Source organism: Stenotrophomonas bentonitica (assembly GCF_002887735.1).
Classification (GTDB): domain Bacteria; phylum Pseudomonadota; class Gammaproteobacteria; order Xanthomonadales; family Xanthomonadaceae; genus Stenotrophomonas; species Stenotrophomonas bentonitica_A.
Genome location: NZ_PKQP01000003.1, coordinates 15,560 through 32,648 on the forward strand (window position 1 = coordinate 15,560; position 17,089 = coordinate 32,648).

Annotated in this window: 23 protein-coding genes; 2 read left to right on the top strand and 21 right to left on the bottom strand. The window is 65.2% G+C overall.

Annotated elements, in window-relative coordinates; all coding sequences use genetic code 11:
• Positions 1-7: 7 nt before the first annotated feature.
• From C0R07_RS07120 to C0R07_RS07195, 16 genes are all read right to left on the bottom strand, one after another.
• Positions 8-430, bottom strand: coding sequence for a hypothetical protein (locus tag C0R07_RS07120; protein WP_102788531.1), 423 nt, complete (start codon positions 428-430; stop codon positions 8-10).
• A gap of 3 nt (positions 431-433) precedes the next feature.
• Complete coding sequence (locus tag C0R07_RS07125) at positions 434-1,189, bottom strand: hypothetical protein (RefSeq protein WP_102788532.1); 756 nt, start codon at positions 1,187-1,189, stop codon at positions 434-436.
• Positions 1,190-1,225: 36 nt separating this feature from the next.
• Entirely contained in the window at positions 1,226-1,681 is a 456-nt protein-coding gene (locus C0R07_RS07130; protein WP_254427798.1) for a hypothetical protein, read from the bottom strand.
• Entirely contained in the window at positions 1,674-1,988 is a 315-nt protein-coding gene (locus tag C0R07_RS07135) for a head-tail joining protein (RefSeq protein WP_083298730.1), read from the bottom strand. The genes C0R07_RS07130 and C0R07_RS07135 overlap by 8 nt, the downstream gene beginning before the upstream one ends.
• Before the next feature lie 14 nt (positions 1,989-2,002).
• Entirely contained in the window at positions 2,003-2,761 is a 759-nt protein-coding gene (locus C0R07_RS07140; protein WP_070471458.1) for a hypothetical protein, read from the bottom strand.
• A 45-nt stretch (positions 2,762-2,806) separates the two neighbouring features.
• A complete protein-coding gene (locus C0R07_RS07145) occupies positions 2,807-3,808 on the bottom strand; it encodes a major capsid protein (RefSeq protein ID WP_070471459.1) in 1,002 nt (333 codons plus the stop codon).
• 87 nt (positions 3,809-3,895) lie between these two features.
• Positions 3,896-4,582 carry a head decoration protein gene (locus C0R07_RS07150; protein WP_102788534.1) on the bottom strand — a complete coding sequence of 229 codons (687 nt, stop codon included), beginning with the start codon at positions 4,580-4,582 and terminating at the stop codon, positions 3,896-3,898.
• A gap of 2 nt (positions 4,583-4,584) precedes the next feature.
• On the bottom strand, positions 4,585-5,946 hold the full coding sequence (locus C0R07_RS07155; RefSeq protein WP_254427799.1) for a S49 family peptidase: 1,362 nt from the start codon (positions 5,944-5,946) through the stop codon (positions 4,585-4,587).
• Positions 5,936-7,417, bottom strand: coding sequence for a phage portal protein (locus C0R07_RS07160; protein ID WP_102788535.1), 1,482 nt, complete (start codon positions 7,415-7,417; stop codon positions 5,936-5,938). Before C0R07_RS07160 ends, C0R07_RS07155 begins: the two co-directional genes overlap by 11 nt.
• Positions 7,410-7,625 (bottom strand): phage head-tail joining protein, encoded by a 216-nt coding sequence (locus C0R07_RS07165; protein ID WP_088433711.1) that lies wholly within the window; start codon positions 7,623-7,625, stop codon positions 7,410-7,412. Before C0R07_RS07165 ends, C0R07_RS07160 begins: the two co-directional genes overlap by 8 nt.
• Before the next feature lies 1 nt (position 7,626).
• The gene (locus tag C0R07_RS07170; RefSeq protein WP_254427800.1) at positions 7,627-9,714 is read right to left on the bottom strand and encodes a terminase gpA endonuclease subunit; all 2,088 of its coding nucleotides are present in this window, start codon (positions 9,712-9,714) and stop codon (positions 7,627-7,629) included.
• Complete coding sequence (locus C0R07_RS07175; RefSeq protein WP_070471465.1) at positions 9,689-10,192, bottom strand: DUF1441 family protein; 504 nt, start codon at positions 10,190-10,192, stop codon at positions 9,689-9,691. Before C0R07_RS07175 ends, C0R07_RS07170 begins: the two co-directional genes overlap by 26 nt.
• A 321-nt stretch (positions 10,193-10,513) precedes the next feature.
• Positions 10,514-10,786 (bottom strand): hypothetical protein, encoded by a 273-nt coding sequence (locus C0R07_RS07180; RefSeq protein WP_102788537.1) that lies wholly within the window; start codon positions 10,784-10,786, stop codon positions 10,514-10,516.
• 1 nt (position 10,787) lies between these two features.
• On the bottom strand, positions 10,788-11,270 hold the full coding sequence (locus tag C0R07_RS07185; RefSeq protein ID WP_102788538.1) for a hypothetical protein: 483 nt from the start codon (positions 11,268-11,270) through the stop codon (positions 10,788-10,790).
• Positions 11,267-11,722, bottom strand: coding sequence for a hypothetical protein (locus tag C0R07_RS07190; protein WP_102788539.1), 456 nt, complete (start codon positions 11,720-11,722; stop codon positions 11,267-11,269). The genes C0R07_RS07185 and C0R07_RS07190 overlap by 4 nt, the downstream gene beginning before the upstream one ends.
• A complete protein-coding gene (locus C0R07_RS07195) occupies positions 11,719-12,231 on the bottom strand; it encodes a glycoside hydrolase family 24 protein (RefSeq protein WP_102788540.1) in 513 nt (170 codons plus the stop codon). Before C0R07_RS07195 ends, C0R07_RS07190 begins: the two co-directional genes overlap by 4 nt.
• Before the next feature lie 248 nt (positions 12,232-12,479).
• On the opposite strand from C0R07_RS07195, the gene C0R07_RS07200 reads away from it, so the two are divergent.
• Positions 12,480-13,007 carry a hypothetical protein gene (locus tag C0R07_RS07200; protein ID WP_146027587.1) on the top strand — a complete coding sequence of 176 codons (528 nt, stop codon included), beginning with the start codon at positions 12,480-12,482 and terminating at the stop codon, positions 13,005-13,007.
• 59 nt (positions 13,008-13,066) lie between these two features.
• Here C0R07_RS07200 and C0R07_RS07205 read toward each other — a convergent pair whose 3' ends face one another.
• Positions 13,067-13,558, bottom strand: coding sequence for a GIY-YIG nuclease family protein (locus C0R07_RS07205; RefSeq protein WP_102788542.1), 492 nt, complete (start codon positions 13,556-13,558; stop codon positions 13,067-13,069).
• Positions 13,559-13,697: 139 nt separating this feature from the next.
• On the opposite strand from C0R07_RS07205, the gene C0R07_RS07210 reads away from it, so the two are divergent.
• Positions 13,698-13,967: a hypothetical protein gene (locus C0R07_RS07210; protein WP_102788543.1), complete on the top strand. Its 270-nt coding sequence runs from the start codon at positions 13,698-13,700 to the stop codon at positions 13,965-13,967.
• Positions 13,968-14,009: 42 nt separating this feature from the next.
• Here the strand turns inward: C0R07_RS07210 and C0R07_RS07215 are convergent, their stop codons facing one another.
• From C0R07_RS07215 to C0R07_RS07225, 4 genes are read right to left on the bottom strand one after another with little or no spacing between them, the layout of a single operon-like run.
• Positions 14,010-14,780: a hypothetical protein gene (locus tag C0R07_RS07215; RefSeq protein ID WP_146027588.1), complete on the bottom strand. Its 771-nt coding sequence runs from the start codon at positions 14,778-14,780 to the stop codon at positions 14,010-14,012.
• Positions 14,780-14,932, bottom strand: coding sequence for a hypothetical protein (locus C0R07_RS19885; RefSeq protein WP_167390335.1), 153 nt, complete (start codon positions 14,930-14,932; stop codon positions 14,780-14,782). Before C0R07_RS19885 ends, C0R07_RS07215 begins: the two co-directional genes overlap by 1 nt.
• Positions 14,929-16,677 (bottom strand): DEAD/DEAH box helicase, encoded by a 1,749-nt coding sequence (locus C0R07_RS07220; RefSeq protein WP_102788545.1) that lies wholly within the window; start codon positions 16,675-16,677, stop codon positions 14,929-14,931. Before C0R07_RS07220 ends, C0R07_RS19885 begins: the two co-directional genes overlap by 4 nt.
• Complete coding sequence (locus C0R07_RS07225; RefSeq protein ID WP_254427801.1) at positions 16,677-17,069, bottom strand: hypothetical protein; 393 nt, start codon at positions 17,067-17,069, stop codon at positions 16,677-16,679. Before C0R07_RS07225 ends, C0R07_RS07220 begins: the two co-directional genes overlap by 1 nt.
• Positions 17,070-17,089 lie beyond the last annotated feature (20 nt).

Sequence of the window (17,089 nt, forward strand, 5' to 3'; positions counted from 1 at the left end):
CGGGCGATCAGGAACTGGACAACGTCGCCGAGTCCGTACTGTCTTCCGCCAGCGGCTTGGCCTGCATCAGAAGACGACGCAGGCGATGGGCGAAAAAATCGCGATTGAGCCCGACGACTGCCTCGAGCAAGTCGGCGACTTCGTCCAGGGTACCTCCGGCGATCCATTCCGCGTCACGGCTAACAGCAACGGCCAGTGCAGCAGCAAGCTCTGCGCTGTCCTGCTCGAGCAGGTCGAGCAAGATGGCACCGGTGGCGGCAGCCGGTGCCGTATCGACCGCGCCGGCCATCATCGCCATCCGGGCGATGATGGTGCGGCTGGCCGTGATGAAGGGCCCGATCTGCAGCAGGCGAAGAGGAGTTACCTGCACTAGTTCGCCGCGAAAGCGCACGGTACGAGTCGGCGGGATGATCACGTCCAGATCCGCCATGGCTTACTTCTCCTGCTGCCAGTAGAAGTAGGCCGACTTGTCGGAGCCGGTGGCCTTGGCGGCGTCCTTCACGAGCTTGCCCGGCACGCTGCCGGCGCCGTACTCGTTACCGATCAGGCCCATGCTCTCAATGACGCCGCCGGACACCTTGTGCGCCACCATGCGCACCATCTTGCCGCCGCGGGCTTCGTTGGCGCCGTAGAACTGCATCTCGTAGTACTGCTGCGAGGTGACGGCGGCCTCGACGTGGCCCAGGTCCGCGTTCTTGTAGGTGACCTTGACGTTCGGCGTGCCCGCAGTCGTCGGCGCCACGATGGCCGAGCCAGCCGGGATGAACAGCATGCCGCGCTCGAAGCGGTAGTCCTTGCCGGCCACGTAGGTATCGGTGCCGGTCACGGGCTTGACCGAGGTGATTTCGCTGGCCAGGCGCAACAGCGGCGAGAAGCGCTCCGGCGTCGCCACCACCAGCTCGTCCGTCACGGTGCCGGCGGCGATGCTGCTGGCCTTGCCACGGGTGGCGCGCGCGAAGTTCTCGGCGTTGAAGTCGTGGAAGGTGTAGTTGAGGTTGTAGCCGGTGACGCGGTCGACGCTGTTGGCCGTACCGCCGCCCGGGTTCTGGCTGTCGGCCAGCTCCAGGGTGGTGGTCTGGGGCGCGACGGTGTAGGCGGAAACGTTGCCGACCTCGAGGAAGGGGTTGTTGCTGTTCCACAGGCGGATCAGGACGATGCCGCTGCCCAGGTAGCTGTAATCTTCGGCCATGGTGGCTCTCCAGTTGGGTTGCCGCTGTGCGGCGGGTTATTTCTTGGGGATGTGGGACTGGTAGGTGAGCAGTGCGCCCACCCAGCCGGCGCTGGCCTTCTCCGGCATCAGCGGCTCCATGCCGACGTACACCGGCACCTGGATGCCATCGGGGAAGTTCCGGGCCACTTCGCGGCTGTCCATGGCCGCCTCGATATCGGTCACCAAGTCGTCCAGCGCCTGTTGGTAGCCCTCCGTGTTGGCTGGCACCTTGGCGATGACGCTCACTGTCGTCAGACGGTGTGTGGTGGCCTTGGAGGGGGCCTCCGGGCGCTGCTGCTTCTCGATCACGGCCGTCAGCACTGCCTGGATGTCCTGGTCGCCCGGTGTCGGTTCCAGCGTCCACCCGACACCGGCATCGGTCAGGTAGCCGTTCTTGGTGCTGATCAGCTGCAGCGTTGTGCCCATGGCGACCAGCAGCTGGCGCCGAGGGCTGGGGATTGGCTCAGACACTGGCCACCTCCCACACCGCCGTCGACTCGTCGGCACGGATCTTCTGCACCAGCTTGAGCCGGCGGCCGGTGCCGTCGATTCGTACCACGCCACCGGTGCGCGGAGTGATCTCGGCCAGCTGCAGCGTGACCCGGTCGATGGTGGTCGCGATCGGCGCCACATCATCCGCTGTGAACTGCTCGACGCCCTCGTCCAGCAGCACCGTGCACGGCACCCCTGCGGAGGTGCCGGGCTCGTGGTAGTGGGCAGCATCGGCAACGCCGGCTGCGCGGAAGGCTCCGAACGCAATTGCGTCGAGGGCCTGCATGAAAGCTCTCTGGTTCAAGGCAAGGGCCTCGCGGTTTCCATGGCCTTCTCCAGCTCGCGCTTCAGGAAGAACGGCATCAACCGCCTCCAGGTGTCCTCGGCCATGCCGAAGATGTCGTATCGCGGGGTGTAGGCGGCTGTGTTGGTGAAGATGAAGATGGATCGGACGCCGGATCCGCGCCCGATCCGCTCATAGATGCCCGGGCGCAATGAACCGCGGCGCTTGGTGATCACGAAGTACTCGCCATCACGGTTGTTGCCCCTGCCCCGTCGCCGCTTCCGGCTGACAGTGGTCTGGTTCTGGTATCGGTCTCGCTGAGCGCCAAGCTGCGACAGAATCTTGGTGACTTGGCCGGCCGGCACGTTGCCGAACTGGTTCTCCTGGGCGCCGCGCCCCATTACCGCAAACTGCGTCGGCGACAACAGGCCTCGGCTTTGCAGCAGCCGCTCGAAGCCCTTCCGGCGCCTTTGGCCGCCATCCACCTCGGCCAGAAGGTACTTCGCCGGTGGCGTGCCCTTGAATGCCTCGTCCCGAATGAAGATTTCTGCGTAAGGCTGCGCCCTGGTTGCCTTGCGGTACATCGCCGCATTGACCGTTAGCGGCGTCGGCCGGTCGAATACCCGCGGCGCCTGGCGCTTCCAGCGCTCGCGGATCTCGTAAGCCACCTTGTTGGCGGCCTGCGATGCGGCGTAGGGCAGTTGGGACTGTTCCAGCTCGGTCAGCTGTCGCCCGAAGGCATTGTCGGGATCGACCCCGATCCTGATCTGGGCCATACAACCTCCTGCCCGGCCCGCCGAAGCGGGCCAGGCACCACTGGTTTACTTCGAGCCGGCCTTCAGGCGGATCACCGCATCAGGTCGGGTGTTGATGTTCAGCGGGTTGGACTGGCTTTCCAGCTGGATGCCCTTGTTCATGCGCATCGGGGCGGTCTTGGTGTAGTACGGCAGGCCGATGCCGCGCACCGTTTCCAGGTAGTCCGCCGGGGCGAAGCGGGTCAGGAACATGTCCGGCACACCCAGCGGGAACGCGATTGCTTCGCCTTCCGCCAGGGCGAGTTCACCACCGGTGTTGCCCTGCAGCTCTTCGAAGGTGATATCGCCGAAGACAAAGCCCTTGCGAACGTCATCGCGCAGCGCGGCACCGTCCTGCCAGCGCTCGTAAGCCTTTTGCACGTCCGGGTGATCGGTCAGTGCGTCGAAGAAGCCAGCGCTGCAGAACACATGGATGCCGGTGTACGGGATGCCGCCCAGCTTTTCCTCGATGGAGCGCTTTACGGCCATGCATTTCGCGCGGACCTTGCTGGTGTCCTTGTTCAGCTCCATTGCGATAACGGTCTGCTCGACACCGAATTCATCGTAGAAGTCGATGATGATCGAGCCGTCGGCGTCGAGCAGCTTGCCCTGCAGCGCGCCCATGCGGTGGTACTCGATGGTGAAGTCAAGGTCGCGCTTGTGCACCACCTGAAGCGCATTTACCACGGCGGCAACGTTGTTGCCTTCCGGGTCGGCCGGGTCATAGACACCTAGCAGCTGGTCAGCCATGACCGTCGAGTTCTGCGGCAGGTGGGTGGTTTCCAGCAGCTTCACCTTGCCACGCTCAAGGCCCTTGGGCTGGCCGGGAGCACCGCGCGGGACGTTCGGGACCAGCACCAGCTTGGTACCGTTGATACCCACCTTGACGATGGTGGTGCCGACCAGGCCCTGTTCCTGGAACAGGCCCATATCGGCCAGGCGGGTGGAGATGCGCGGCAGGTTGTTGATGTGGGCGTTCAGGGCATCGAAGCTCAGCACGCCCAGCGCCAGAAGAATCTGCAGATCCATGGTGATTTCTCTCTCGAAATGGGATACGAAAAGGCCCCGCCGAAGCGGGGCCAAGGGTCAACGGTTGAAAGTGGCTCTGCTCGACGGTCAGCCGCCGGAAGCTTCGATGGTGATGGTGTCGCTGACGGCTTCGTCCAGGTCGGTGGCGGTCACCTTGAGGGTGTAGTCGCCGGCGGCGCTCAGCGTCGCGGCATCCCAGGTGATGACGCCGCCCACAGCGGCCTTCGCGCCGCCGCCGGCCAGATTGCCGGTGCCGCTGGCCTTGGCCAGGGTGGCGCTGACGGTGCTGCCGGTGACAAGGGCGCCGAAGACGTCCTTGACGTGCGCCACGATCGGGCCCAGCGCCACGCCAGCGGTGCCGGTCAGCGGTGCGGACACGAACACCAGGTGATCGGCGGCGTTCGACGCGATCGGCTGCTGGGTCCAACGGGTGATGATGCCGGACTCGGCCAGGCTCAACGCGGCCAGCAGCTTCTGGTCAGCGGTGACCCCGCTGGCCCAGCCCAGCTTCTCGCCGAACACTTCGGCGTCGCGCGCGATCGCCGCGCCCTTGACGGCCAGCGCCGCGGAATCGGTGCCAGTGTCGATCGGGCCGTACAGCACCTTCACTGCGTCGGTGCCGTTGGCAGCGACGGTGTTGTCTGCCTTGAGCAGGGTGCCAGCGGACAGCATGCCCTGCCCGGCCGGCAGACGGATCAGTTCGCGGCTGCGCTCGCCGCCCGCTTCGGACAGCAGGAATTCGCCGGTACGGGTGCCGGCCAGGGAGATTTCCATCGTCAGTTACCTCGTTGCTTGTAGATGTGATTGGGATTCAGCTTCGCCTTGTTGTCGGCGGCGCGTTGATCGGCCATGGAAGCCGGGTGTGCGGTGACGACCTGGGTGCTGCGGCCTTCCTCCGCCTTCATCGACAGCAGCTGTGCACGCACCGTGTCGAGGTCGGTGTTCTTCTCGATGAAGCTGGCTGCGAGGGTGTCATCGCCTCGCAGCGCTGCTGCGCAGGCGTCCTGCACGGCGGTTGCGTACTCGATGGCGCAGGCCGCCGGCTCGGCCTCCTGCAGCGGGCGCCGCAGGAGGGCCACCGCGAGTGCCGGCGGCAGCTCACTGGATGCGACTGCTGCCGCCAACGCTGCCGCCGGGTTCTCCACCACTGCTGCAGCCGGTGCGGTGGCCGCCTCGGGCACCGCACCGGCTGCCGCTGCCTCCGGCTCGTCGTCCGGGTCGGGATTGCCCGGCGAGGGCGGCGGCGGTGCTTCGGCGGCACCGAGGTGTGCGATCAGGTCGTGCCAGGTGCCGAGCCGGGTAGCGAAGCCCACTGCCACGGCGGCCTGGCCGCGGTAGCAGGCCGCCTCGGTGGCGCGCACGGCCTCAGCCTCCATGCCAAGATTCCTCGCCACGGTGTCCACGAACATCGTGCGCATGTCCTCCAGATCGGCCATGGCCTCGGCGTGCGCTTCCTCGCTGAGCGGGAAGTTCGGGTTGAAGTCGATCTTGCGGGCGCCGGCGAACAGCGGGGTCACCTTCAGGCCGATCTGGGCGTTGTTGACGCTCCAGTCGTGGTGATAGCAGACCACGCCTACCGACCCGACGCCGCCGGTGCGGCTGATCCAGATCTCGTCGCACGCAGACGCGAGCGCGAAACCGGCGGAGTACGCATGGTCATCGACCAGCGCATAGACCGGCTTCCGGCCGCGCGCCTCGAAGATGTGGTCGACCAGGTCGAAACAGCCCGACGCCATACCACCCGGCGTATCCAGCCGCAGGATGATGGACGTCACCGCATCATCGTTGAGCAGTTCGTCGAAGGTGTCGCGCACCGCTGCGTAGCTCACCGGCCCCGGGCCGCTAGCGCCGGGCATCGGCCGGTTCACCATCGCACCGGACAGGTTGATCACACCGATCAGGTTCTGGGCGACGCCCACCGGCTGCCCATCGGTGCCGGACACTTCGAAGCGGTCGGCCTTCAGCACGCTGTCGTCGCTGGTGACCTTCCCTTCCAGATAACCGCCAACCAGTGCTTCACCGATGGCCGGCTGCACCAGCAGGGGCTGATTGAGGACCGCGGCGGCGAGCGAGGCCACCACGGGCGCACGGCTGCCGCGACCCAGCATTCGGGCCAACAGGCCAGGCTTACTCGTCATCGTCATTCCTTTCATCGTCGTTGGCGCCAGAGGCGCCGGGTTCGTCGTCCTGCCGGGCACCGGAGGCGTTCGTTCGCCTCGGGTCGCTGTCGTAGCGAAGCCCGGCCGCGTCTGCGCGCTCGTTGTCCTGCGCCTGCTCGGCATCGACCTGTTCGGGATCCTCGCCGGCGCTCAGCACCACCTTGCTGCGCGACTTCAAGCCCGCCCGCACCGCCTTGATTTCGGAGGTCACGTCCTGCACCGGGTGGCTCCAGGGCCAGCCCTCGGGCACCCACAGGGTTTCGGTCACGTCATCGCGCAGGGCCGCATAGCGCGGCACCTTCAGCAGACCCGACAGCACCGCCTGGTCGATGAAGGCGTCGCGGACCCGCTGGCAGAACATCGGGATCATGAAGAGCCACTGGTCCTGCTCGATCACCCGGCGGAACTCATTGAGGATCAGGCGCAGTGCGCGGTCGGAGACGTTGCGCAGGTCGCCGGTGAGCACCTCGTAGGGCACGTCCTGGCTGGCGCAGATCGCCAGCAGGTGCCCACGCAGGAACTCGGCATAGTCCGAACCAGCGCTGGGCGGCTCGGCGAACGTGATCTTGCGGCCGGGTGGCAGCTCCTGCATCGTGCCCGGCTCGAGACCACCGATCGCGGTGCCGTCGGCATCCTCACCGGTGATCAGATCCCCGACGGCATCACCGTCTTCGCCATCCGCATTGGCATCGGTGGTGATGAAGCCGGCGAACAAGTTCGCCAATGCCTGCCGTTCCAGCACCGCATCATCGAGGCGGTCCAGGTTGAACATGCGCAGCAGCGCCGGCGCCGAGCTCGGCACGCCACGCATTGCACCTGCCCGGTTCGGCCGGTACAGGTGCAGCACCTGCTCCGCCGGTACGCGAACCAGCTCGTTACCGTTGACGGTCAGCTGCATGTCTCCGGGGTGTTCCCGGTACATCCAGTACGCCACGCGTCGGCCGATGCTATCGACTTCGATGCCCTGCCGGATCACGTTGCCGTTGCTGGCGACGCCGTTGTAGTACTGCGGGCATTGCTCCGATTCGATCAGCTGCACCTGCAGCGGCACCGGCAAGCCGTCTTCGGGTCGCCGGTAGCGGATGCGGGCAAACACCTCGCCAGCCTCCTTCCACTCCCGCCAGGCCAGCGCCTGCAGCCCGCCCCAGCCGAGCACGCCGTCGGCATCGGCGTACTTGCCCCAGCGCTCCCACAGTTTGGTGAGCTTCTTCTTGTGCTCCTTCGTGCCCCATATCGGTTTCGCCTGGATGCCGGTGGCGATGCCGTTGGACACGCTCTTGTTGAGTGCACTGACCATCCACGGGTCATTGCGGGCAAGGTGCCGCGCCCTGGCGAGCAGCGTGGGCAGGCCCAGCAATGCAGCATTGGGCCCCAGCGAGGATGGCCGGAAGGTGCGGAGGCGGCGGCCGTTGCCGGCGGCGCGGTAGCTGCTCTCGGCGGTATCAGACATTGCCGGTCCCCGATTGGTAGAGGCGCACGATGCGTCGACGCCGTGGTGCCCCTGCGGCCTGGCTAAGCTCATCGCGCATCTGCTTCAGCAGGCGACGCATCTCAACCAGGCTCTGGTAGGTCACGGTGCGGTCGGCATATCGGACGCTCAGCACGCCGGCCGCGATCGCGGCCTCCAGTTGCTCGACTTGCTTGTTGGTGAATGCCATTTCAGCGTCCCAGATACTTGCTTCGGATGACGCGGCGGGTGCGAGTGCGCGGCATTGGCGCCAGCGCGACGTCATCTGCCCTCACGTCTGGGTTGTCGTCCCACGGCGCGGCCCATGGCGGCGGCGCGGTCCAGTTGATGGCCGGAACTTTCAGCCACAGCGCCATGCCCTCGGCATAGCCGCACAGGTCGAACGCCTCATTTCGTCGCTTCGCTAGGTTCTCCCAGCCCTTTGCCGTCCTCGACTCGGCCGTCAGCTCGGCGTAGAACGCTTCCGGCAGCCAGTCGGGGAAGTGGTAGTAGCCCGGGCCGGGCTCTGCTCGCTTCACGTTGGCGTCCACGGTGTCCTTGAGCCTGTCCACGTTTAGCAGCAGCTGCGGCACATCGCCCTTCGACCCTGATTTGCGGTCCCGGCGCTTACTGCTGTCGGGGAAGGTCTCTCGGAACAGCCCGCCTTCGCGGCGCGCATCACCCTTGATCAACCTGACCCGGGCGTGCAGCTTCCGGGCCTTGAGCGAACGCCAGAACTCCAGCGCCCTCACCGATGTGCCGGATTTGCCACCCCAGTCGACGCCCACTGCGTGGACCGGCATGCTGCGGCCGGTGCCATCGTCCAGCGGGTAGCGGCGGCTGATGACCTTCTCGACCAGCCGCTCCCAGTCTTCCAGGTACTTAGGCGGATCCAGCGGCAGGAAGCCGCCCGAGCCGTCCTCGCGCTTGGACGTGCGCAGGGTGAAGGAATCCACCACCCAGCGCTCCAGCTGCCCGGATTCGCCGATGCCGAAGCCCAGCACCAGCACGACGAATCGGTTGGCCTGGACGTCGACCTCTCCCAACAGGAAGCGCACCCCAGCGGGCACAGCGCCAGCCGCCCATACCTCGGCGCGCTCCTGCATCTCGTTCGGATCACTGGCGGACCGCGCTGCCATCGGGACGTAGTTGATCGCCCCGTCCACGTTGTGCGTTGTCTTCAGCGGGCGCTCTTCACCGGTGGTGGCGAAGGTACGCAGCGCCTGGAGGTAGCGCTCTATCAGCGATTCCCAGGACTGGTACGACGCGGCGACACCGCCGAGCCAGTAGCTGGCGATGCGCGCCTCCGGCCGGTCACCGGTGACCGTTCCGTCGGCGTGCACGACCTGGCCCTCCGCAGCCCACACACCGCTGCGGTTCATCCCATTCTTCCACCGGTGCTGCAGGCCGACGCCGCAGTGCGGACAGTGCAACAGCGAGTAGTGCCGCGCCATCTTCTGCACGTCATCCAGCACGACCCGCTCCAGCAGTTCCTCCATCGGTGGCAAGGCGAATCCGTCATAGCCTGGCGCTGCCTGAAACCGCTCTCCGCACTCAGGGCAGGGCCAGTACCAGCGCCGCCGGTCACCGCGCGCATACAGCGCGGCGATGCCGGCGGCCGGTGGGCCTTGATGCGGGTGCAGTGGCTTCCAAGCGCCGTCGGCGTAGTCCGTTGCCGGGCTCGACTCGGCCACCACCATGCCGGCCGACATGTAGGTCTGCGTGCGCTTCAGGCCCAGGCCGAAGCACTCATCGATCGTCAGGTCGCCGGTGTAGTTATCCACGTCCGTCATCAGGACGTCGTGGATGTCCTTGCCCGACAGGACCGACACCGAGGGCCAACCCATGCGCAGCGACATTCCCGACCGAAAGAACTTCAGCAGGATGTTGTCGTCGTGGGCGCGCGGGCTCAGCCGGGAGCGTAGTTCCGGACTGGCGGCGATGCTGCGGGCGATACGGGTCTTGCTGTAGTCCTCGGCCGCATCCTTGGACATCTGCACAACCATGGCGTCGGCCGGGTTGCAAGTGATCAGGTAGGCAAGGCGCGCATCGATCAGTGAGATGGTCTTGCCCGAACGTGCCGGCCCTATGAACACCACTGCTTCGTAGTGCCGGCTGCCGGTCGTATCCAGCGGCTCGACCATGTAGGGCGTGGTGTCCGGATCCCAAGAACCGGCGGCGCCGGCGGCATTGGCCACCTGCAGCACCCGTGCACCTTCGCTCACCCTGATCCGGCGCGGCGGCCGGATCATCTCGGCAACGCCTTGGCGCACGCTACGCGCTGTCGCGTACGTCGTCATCGGTGATGCCCTCGTACATGGATTGGCGGACGCGATCGCACTCGTCCTGGACCTTGACTACCTGCTCTGGTGTGAGCCCGGCCTTTCGCTCGAGAACATCAGGGAGCGTGTCGAAGAACTGCACGACCTTCTTCACCAGCTCGGCGTAGTCGGCCTCGACCTCTGCGGCCGGGACCAACTGCCCGATGGTCGATTCGACCTTCAGGCGCTCGTTCTCCGACTGGTAGAAGGCGCGCCGCTCCATCGGCGGCAGGTCGCGTGGATCCACCACACCTTCAGCGCCGAAGGCCGCAGCGCCAGGATTCACCAGCGCGGAGGCAGCATCGGCCAGGCGATAGACGTCGTGCCCAGCCCGCTTGGTCAGCGGGGGAACGCCGGCCTCCTTCAGGCGCTTGCTGGCAGTGCGGCGGTCCATTCCGAACTCATCAGCCAGCCGGGCCACGGACCAGCCTTTGGTGAATTCGTGGATGTCAGCCATGTCCTACCCGATGCACAGCCTATTCAGGCGTGAAAATGCGGTTTCTCCCGAGAAAATCCGCCAAAAAGGAGACCTGTGGTGGAGCACCCTAGAGGCCGAAATACTGTCTTTTACCGGGGTCCGAATTCCCCCCGGTGGCTGTGGATAACCCCGGGGGCCCCGCCCCGTTCAGCTTTCTGTGGATATCTTGTGGATATCGCCCATTTCCGTTCAGTTTCATCTTCCCAGAGAGCATTGTGAAACTATTCCGTGAAACATTTCTGCCGGACTGGGACAAAGGCAGTGTCAAGCCGCTAGGCGCGGCACAGGCACTCATGGGCCCTAGTCGGGCACCGGCTTGCCCTGCACCTGCTCAATGGCATCGAACTGTGCCTCGTAGCGTTCCAGGCATCGCTTGCGGCCGTTGCTCACGTCGAACACGGCTGAAGGCCTGTCGTCGCGCACCCAGCTGCAGCGTTTGGTCAGCGCGGCGTCGATGGGGACATAGGTAGCTACCGGCACCTGCAAGATGGCCGGTGCCGGAGGGTTTTGCTTGGGCACCGCCGACTGGCAGGCGGTCAAAAGAGCGGATGCGGCGATCACGATGAGTCGCATGTCAGTACCCCTTCAGATCCGGGCAGGCGGAATCAAGCAGCTCCAGCGCTGCCTTGCAGGTGTCAGGTCTCTGCTCATACCTACCGCGCCAGGTGGATGCCTCCTTCTCAGACGCCTCGATCTTTCCGGCCAGGCTCTGCAGTGCAGCCGCGCTCTCGGCCTTGAGCACTTCCAGCTTCTCGGCCTCAGCTCGGAGCGCGATGGCAATCTCGGCCAGTCGTTGATCACGGGTGTCCACGTCAGCCTGCAGCCGGGCAGCGTCCGCTTTCCAGTCAGCCTGGACCTTGATGACTTGGGCGTTCAGATTACGGATCTTCTGCTCTTTCTCCCAAGCCGTCAGGCCGGAGACCAAGCAACCAAAGGCCAGTACGGCACACACCAACTTGACCTTGCTCCCAGGTTTGCCCAACCAGCGCAACGCGTCGGCAGCGGCACCCACGACCAGCGCCCACAGCGCGCCCAAGAATCGAATCAGCACGCTCATGGCTTCTCGCCTCCGATGGCGCCGGTGGCTCTCTCCACCATGCGCACGTAGCCGGGCAGCAGCCGGCGAATCAGGACACCGGAGAGACCGGCCAGCGGCAGCTGTGGGGCGCCAGCCAGTGCCGGCCAGATCGACGCGGCAACTGCGATGACCCATGCTGCCACGATGGCGTAGGCCACCACTGCCACTGCCAGCGCAGCCCAGCGCGCAGCCGTCTGCAGGAGTCGGTGGCCACGCCTGCGGTTGGAATCAGCGGCTACTCGCTCTGCATCCTTCTCCGGCAGCAACAACACGCCGATCAGCGCGCCGGCCATTGCCACCAGCAGCACGGACTGCGGCACGCCCAGGATGATTCGCTCGGCCTCGCGCAACGCGTCAGCCGTCGCCGGCGCCACCACCGCAGCGGTGAACGTCCCAACGAAGGTTTTCAGGGTGCTCATCGGCTCGGTCACGGCGCCACTGCCCCGCCAGCCTTGCGGTAGGCAGCCAGCAGTTTTTCCAGAGCGTGCTCCGGCTGGCCGTAGCCAGCGCCCGGCAGACTCGCCCAGCTGTTGCGCACGGCCTTGATGGCGTCGGTGATGCGACCCGCCTGGATCAACGGCAGAGCGCGGCGTTCGCGGATCAGCTGGATGGCCCAGAGATCCTGCGAGAGGGGCCCGAAGTCCGGCAGCTTCAGCAGGGCGCGGTAGTGGGCATAGTCCTTCAGCATGAACTGGTAGCGACCAGATGCGTTGGAGGTCAGGCCCTTGCTGTTGATGGCCTTCGACTTCCGTCCGCGGGAGAACGGGTGCACCGAATAGTCGGTGAAGATCTCCGGCACACGGTCAGCACCGGTCACGATCACGTCGTAACCCTGGTTTTTCGTTGCCGGGCTGGTACTCGTTCCCTCCGACCAGGCCAGCATGTCCAGGAAGGCGACGACGTTGGTGCCGCCGGCCTGTTGAGCGTTGATCTTGGCCATCAGGGGTTCCTGCAGAAGGGTGCCCGCCCCGCTGCCGGCTAGGCGCGAGGGTTGATCCGGACGGGGGATGCGGGCGTAAATTACGGTGCTTGAATGCACCTGGTTCCTCCCAACAGCAAGGTCAGGAAGAAATGCTGAAAATCTTTGTTGATACGTGCGTTTGGCGCCACTGGCTCTCTTGGATAGCAGGCCGAATCAGCGACCTATCACCGCACTGCGCAGATGCCACCGCATTCGATGACGTTGTCATGGCCATTAAACTCGGCCATGTGCAGGCCCGGCTTCTGTACGACGAACGGGTAATGCTTGAGCTCGGTGAGGCGCTTGCTACTGAGGTGCGGAGGCGAACCGAAGGCCACTCAACCCGCGTACCTATCCCGCTCACACGAGCAGATGGCTCGTTCAAGCTCGACGGAAGCATCCTATTTGGAGGCGTCCACGGGGGAAGCTTGGACGTGATGCTCACGGCGGATGGCGTCGACCATGAACGCTTGATCCATGAAGCCGCCGTGCGAGCACAGTCAGCCGGCACGTTCCTGTACGACGAGACGATTCGGCGAAAGGAATTTGACGTGGAACACCTAGAGGCCTCCTTGGAGGCACAGGCCGACTACTTCGTCACGTCCGATGTCAGAACAATCATCCTTCGCCTTCAGCGGCTATCCGAAAGGTTTCCCAACGACCAAGCGCTGCAGGCGGTCACCAGAACATTGCGCCGACCCACGCAACTGAGAGGAGAGCTCGTCTCGTCAGCATCCGGGTTTCGGCCGTCCTGAAACGACGAACCGCAGGTCACTGGACCTCCCGAGTCCAGGCCTGCGGCCGCCATAACCTTTCAGATTCCGACTGCTGCCCTCACAGCTGTCGCACGCCGGCGCTTCTCGCGATACGCATTCTTCCGATGTGCCTCGATAAGGCGCTTCATAGCGAAGACCTTCTGCAGGTCCACATCCTCAAGGGCCCATTCCTTGACTCTCGACATATGCGCCTCGATGGCGACATTGAGTGCCTGCTTGTGCGTTACGTCAGCCCAATCGAATCGGAACCACTCCCCATTGGATCCAAACGGGGCCAGTTCAACGTGGAGTTCCTTCTCAATCAACCTGGCTTGGGCACGACTCATGCACTTGACCATGCCCGCCTTGACTAACGGGATTGGACACCCCGTCTGGATAGCGCCGATCCGTGAATAGGGATCGTCACTTACTCCTATCTTGACGTACATGGGGCCTTGCGCGTCGCGGGCCATCAACACATACACGTAGCATCGGCCGAGGGCCCAGCGACCATTGCAGTCGTACACCCCGTTACGCGCTTTCTCGCCCATGGTCCCAATTGGACAACAACTCCGGTTCCCGCTGCAACTGCGGTAAGGTTCCTTACCGCAGTCGGGCGAATGCGGTAAGGTTCGCGGCGACTGCGGTAATGTTGCTTAACGCCCGGGCCTTCTATCAAGGAGATCGAACATGGCTGAAATGCTTCAAATCACTCGCACCCGCAAGCACACCACTGGAAAGGCATCCTCCTACACGACAGTAATTTTGGCTGATCAAATTGCGTCATTCGAGTACCGCCCAAGCGTCATTTCTCTGTCGGTTTACATGAAATCAGGGCAGACCCACGATTTCACTTCTCTCACGAAGGAACAAGGTGACGATCTTTATGCGTTGCTGATGGGCTCTCAGCATGATCTTGGACACAAAGCGGTCAGCTTTGATATCAAGACTGGTTTCTGACTTGATTGTTGCGGGACAACAATTTGTTGTTCCGCCACATATTTAGTCTTGACCATTGAAAACCCTGCTACTGAACTCCTTCCGCCCATCATCCAGTGCCTGTCGCAGCGTTGCAGCAGCGATCCCGTACACGCGCAGGTAGTCCCCCTTCCGCATCTTGGCCGCCTTGGCAGCATCCTGTGCGGCGATCTTCCCTTCGGGCCATACCAGGTCGTTCACCGCGTCCTGCAGCACCAGCCTCATGCGCCAGCGGTCAGCCGGGTCATCCATCCGCAGCGCTGGCTTTGTGCAATTGCGTCGCTGCCACTGAATCTGCCGCATCACCCGCCTGGCCAGGGAGCGCCCCAGCGCGGACAGGGACACGCCCTGCCCGCGCAGCGCCACCGCCAGCACGGCCTGCTTGGCCACCGAGTCACGCATCATGCCGACGGCGCCGGCGATGTCGGCAGACGTCAGCGGCGGCATGGTTGACCGGCCGTCCGCTGGCTCGCGGAAGCTCCCGCCTACCAGCATGCGGGCGATCAGCTCGAGCGGATCTCGCTCCAGGGTCGGCTCTGGCACTGGCACACGGCCATGCACCACCCTGACTGCCGTCGGCGCCGGCATGTAGATCGGCCGCTGTGTCCACGCCCTGCGGGCGCCCTCTTCCGCATCTGCGCCAACATGCAGTTCTCCACGCGCGCTGCAGCGCGCGCAAACCACCTGCGCGGTGCGCCGGCTGCCGGCACTGCCCCGCGCGCGCATGCGAACTTCCTCGCTGCCGCAGTTGCCGCAAGGCGTCAGGGCCACTGCGGGCGCCTCCACTGCTGACATCAGGCCACCTCGCAGTTGCTGACCCAGCGGGACCGGCCATCCTGCCAGACCTCCCACAGGCTGCCGTCGACCTGGCACCTGATGGGGCCCTCCTTTCCTTCCAGATACAGGTGGTGGGTTGCCTCGTCCAGGCTGAAGAATTTGGGAATCATCGGGAGGTCTCCATGGTTGTAACGTTTGTTGTTTCCAGGGCCACGCCCTGCTGTTGAAGGAACTGCTGGGCCAGCGCGCGCAACTGGTTCTCGCCTACGTCCAGACGCTCCATCAGGTGTTCCCCGGGGCTGCGCACGCCCTCGATCTGCTCGCGCTTAACCCCGAGAACGTCCGACACGATCGGGTCGCTGCCGCTGTCGGAGAGCAGGAAGTACGCCATGACCGGCTCTGCCTGGCCGTCGCGGTGCACACGGCCGATGCACTGCTCGTGGACGCCAGGCGACCAGTCCAGTTCACCGAACACCACGGTGCTGCACACGTGCTGCAGCCCGTCGATGCCAGCACCAGAGCGGAGGCTGATCAGCATCACCTGGCTGTCCCCGGCAATGAATGCATCCTTCGCCGCCTGCTTCTGGGTCGGCGACTCGCTGCCGGTGTACATGACCGGGTTGTACGCAGCAAGCTTCTCCTGCCAGATGCTGTAGACCTCCCGGTGCCACCCGAACAGCAGCACCTTCTGGCCGCTCTCCAGCAGCAGCCTGACGAACTCTGCCACGTAGGGTGCCTTGGCCACGCCAGTAGCCTGCCGCAGCAGCCGGTCGAACTCACCGGCGGCCTGCATCTTCTCGCCGCGGTACTGCTCGTTTGCCCGGAGGATGATCCGCGCCAGCGCTGCGGCGTCGCCGGTGATGGCGTCCAGCGCCTTGGTGTCGGCCTCCACCTCATGCGGGATCTTCGACAGCGCAGGCAGCTCGCGCCCTACTTCCTTGCGGGTGCGGCGCAGCATGATCCCCTGCCGCCGCAGGTACTGGCCAAACTGCTCTGCGTCCTGCAGCTTGGCCTTCTCCCCCGGCGCGGAGATGCACCATTCCCGCAGGAACTCGTCATAAGTGCCCAGGCACCCCGGCAGCAGCGGGTCGACCACGTGGAAGAATTCGCACCCGTAGTTGTAAATCGGGGTGGCGGTCAGACCCATGCGCAGTCGTGCTCGGCTGGCCAGGTGGCGGCAGGCGCTGTGGATGCTGCTGTCCGGGCTGCGCAGCTGCTGGCATTCCTCGAACACCACGTACTGCGCAATCTCCCCCAGCGTCTCAGCCCAGCCCCGGAGCTTGTGGTAGCTGACCAGGATCACGTCGGGCAGCGTGTCCCACAGATCCTTGATCCGCTGCTTCGGCTGACGCACGAGCGGGTACGGCGCGCCCTTCCTGATGTGGTGCACGCGCAGCTGCGGCGCGAACTCGGCCAGCTTCTCCGGCCAGTGGTTCGGCAGCGCCGCCGGGTACACCACCACCGCCGGCAGGTTGCCCGCGGCGGCCATGGGGCAGATGCCGGTGACCGTCTTGCCGAGGCCAAGATCGTCGGCCAGCAGCAGGCCACCACGAATGGACAGCTGCGCCCCCGCCACGCGCTGATACTCACGCGGCGGCTTGGCCAGGGTGAACTCCGGGATCTGCACGCGGCCGGCCAGCAGTTCGCCCAGGCTGCGCTCCATATCCACATGCTCCGCGGCCAGCAGCTGCAGCGCGCGCTCGGTGTCGGCATCCATCGAGAGCGGGTAGCGCTGCGTGAACCACTGCAGCTCCCGGCTGTTCTCGGGCGTGGCCGACAGGTCGATGTGCTCAGCGGCGTGCTGGCGGACCCGGGGAAACACGCGCTTCATGCGCGCACGCACCTGCGGCTCGCAGATCACACGCCAAGTGCTGCCGGCGGCGCTGTACAGGAGGGTGCCATAGGTCGTTTGCATCACAGTGCCTGCCTCTTCAGGCGGATGATGTTGAAGGGCTTGCCGTGCCAGGCCGGCCGGGCCACGAGCGGGCGTTCCCCCCAGCGCTCTGTGGTGACCAGCAGCACCCCGCGCACCTGCGGCAGGTTGATGTAGCGCCCGACCTGCCGCAGGGCATCGGCGAGCGAGCCGGCCACCTTCACCTCGATCACCAGGCCATCCAGCCAGAAGTCAGCGCGGTTGCTGGCGTCCAGCCGGTACTCGCGCACGTGCGCATGGCCCGCGCGATCCAAGACAGTGGCCAGAACCTCGTGCAGCTGGACCTCCGACCCGTAGCGATACCCGAACCCGGCCAGCAGCCGGCCAATGCCCTTCAGCTGCAGCTGCTCTTCCATGGCAGTGCCCGGCTTCATCGGTGCCACCTCCCGCTGCG

Coding starts and splice junctions, on each gene's coding strand:
- C0R07_RS07120 (WP_102788531.1), bottom strand. CDS start 430: ATGGCGGATCTGGACGTGATCATCCCGCCGACTCGTACCGTGCGCTTT.
- C0R07_RS07125 (WP_102788532.1), bottom strand. CDS start 1,189: ATGGCCGAAGATTACAGCTACCTGGGCAGCGGCATCGTCCTGATCCGC.
- C0R07_RS07135 (WP_083298730.1), bottom strand. CDS start 1,988: ATGCAGGCCCTCGACGCAATTGCGTTCGGAGCCTTCCGCGCAGCCGGC.
- C0R07_RS07140 (WP_070471458.1), bottom strand. CDS start 2,761: ATGGCCCAGATCAGGATCGGGGTCGATCCCGACAATGCCTTCGGGCGA.
- C0R07_RS07145 (WP_070471459.1), bottom strand. CDS start 3,808: ATGGATCTGCAGATTCTTCTGGCGCTGGGCGTGCTGAGCTTCGATGCC.
- C0R07_RS07150 (WP_102788534.1), bottom strand. CDS start 4,582: ATGGAAATCTCCCTGGCCGGCACCCGTACCGGCGAATTCCTGCTGTCC.
- C0R07_RS07155 (WP_254427799.1), bottom strand. CDS start 5,946: ATGACGAGTAAGCCTGGCCTGTTGGCCCGAATGCTGGGTCGCGGCAGC.
- C0R07_RS07160 (WP_102788535.1), bottom strand. CDS start 7,417: ATGTCTGATACCGCCGAGAGCAGCTACCGCGCCGCCGGCAACGGCCGC.
- C0R07_RS07165 (WP_088433711.1), bottom strand. CDS start 7,625: ATGGCATTCACCAACAAGCAAGTCGAGCAACTGGAGGCCGCGATCGCG.
- C0R07_RS07170 (WP_254427800.1), bottom strand. CDS start 9,714: ATGACGACGTACGCGACAGCGCGTAGCGTGCGCCAAGGCGTTGCCGAG.
- C0R07_RS07175 (WP_070471465.1), bottom strand. CDS start 10,192: ATGGCTGACATCCACGAATTCACCAAAGGCTGGTCCGTGGCCCGGCTG.
- C0R07_RS07180 (WP_102788537.1), bottom strand. CDS start 10,786: ATGCGACTCATCGTGATCGCCGCATCCGCTCTTTTGACCGCCTGCCAG.
- C0R07_RS07185 (WP_102788538.1), bottom strand. CDS start 11,270: ATGAGCGTGCTGATTCGATTCTTGGGCGCGCTGTGGGCGCTGGTCGTG.
- C0R07_RS07195 (WP_102788540.1), bottom strand. CDS start 12,231: ATGGCCAAGATCAACGCTCAACAGGCCGGCGGCACCAACGTCGTCGCC.
- C0R07_RS07200 (WP_146027587.1), top strand. CDS start 12,480: ATGGCCATTAAACTCGGCCATGTGCAGGCCCGGCTTCTGTACGACGAA.
- C0R07_RS07205 (WP_102788542.1), bottom strand. CDS start 13,558: ATGGGCGAGAAAGCGCGTAACGGGGTGTACGACTGCAATGGTCGCTGG.
- C0R07_RS07210 (WP_102788543.1), top strand. CDS start 13,698: ATGGCTGAAATGCTTCAAATCACTCGCACCCGCAAGCACACCACTGGA.
- C0R07_RS07215 (WP_146027588.1), bottom strand. CDS start 14,780: ATGTCAGCAGTGGAGGCGCCCGCAGTGGCCCTGACGCCTTGCGGCAAC.
- C0R07_RS19885 (WP_167390335.1), bottom strand. CDS start 14,932: ATGATTCCCAAATTCTTCAGCCTGGACGAGGCAACCCACCACCTGTAT.
- C0R07_RS07220 (WP_102788545.1), bottom strand. CDS start 16,677: ATGCAAACGACCTATGGCACCCTCCTGTACAGCGCCGCCGGCAGCACT.
- C0R07_RS07225 (WP_254427801.1), bottom strand. CDS start 17,069: ATGAAGCCGGGCACTGCCATGGAAGAGCAGCTGCAGCTGAAGGGCATT.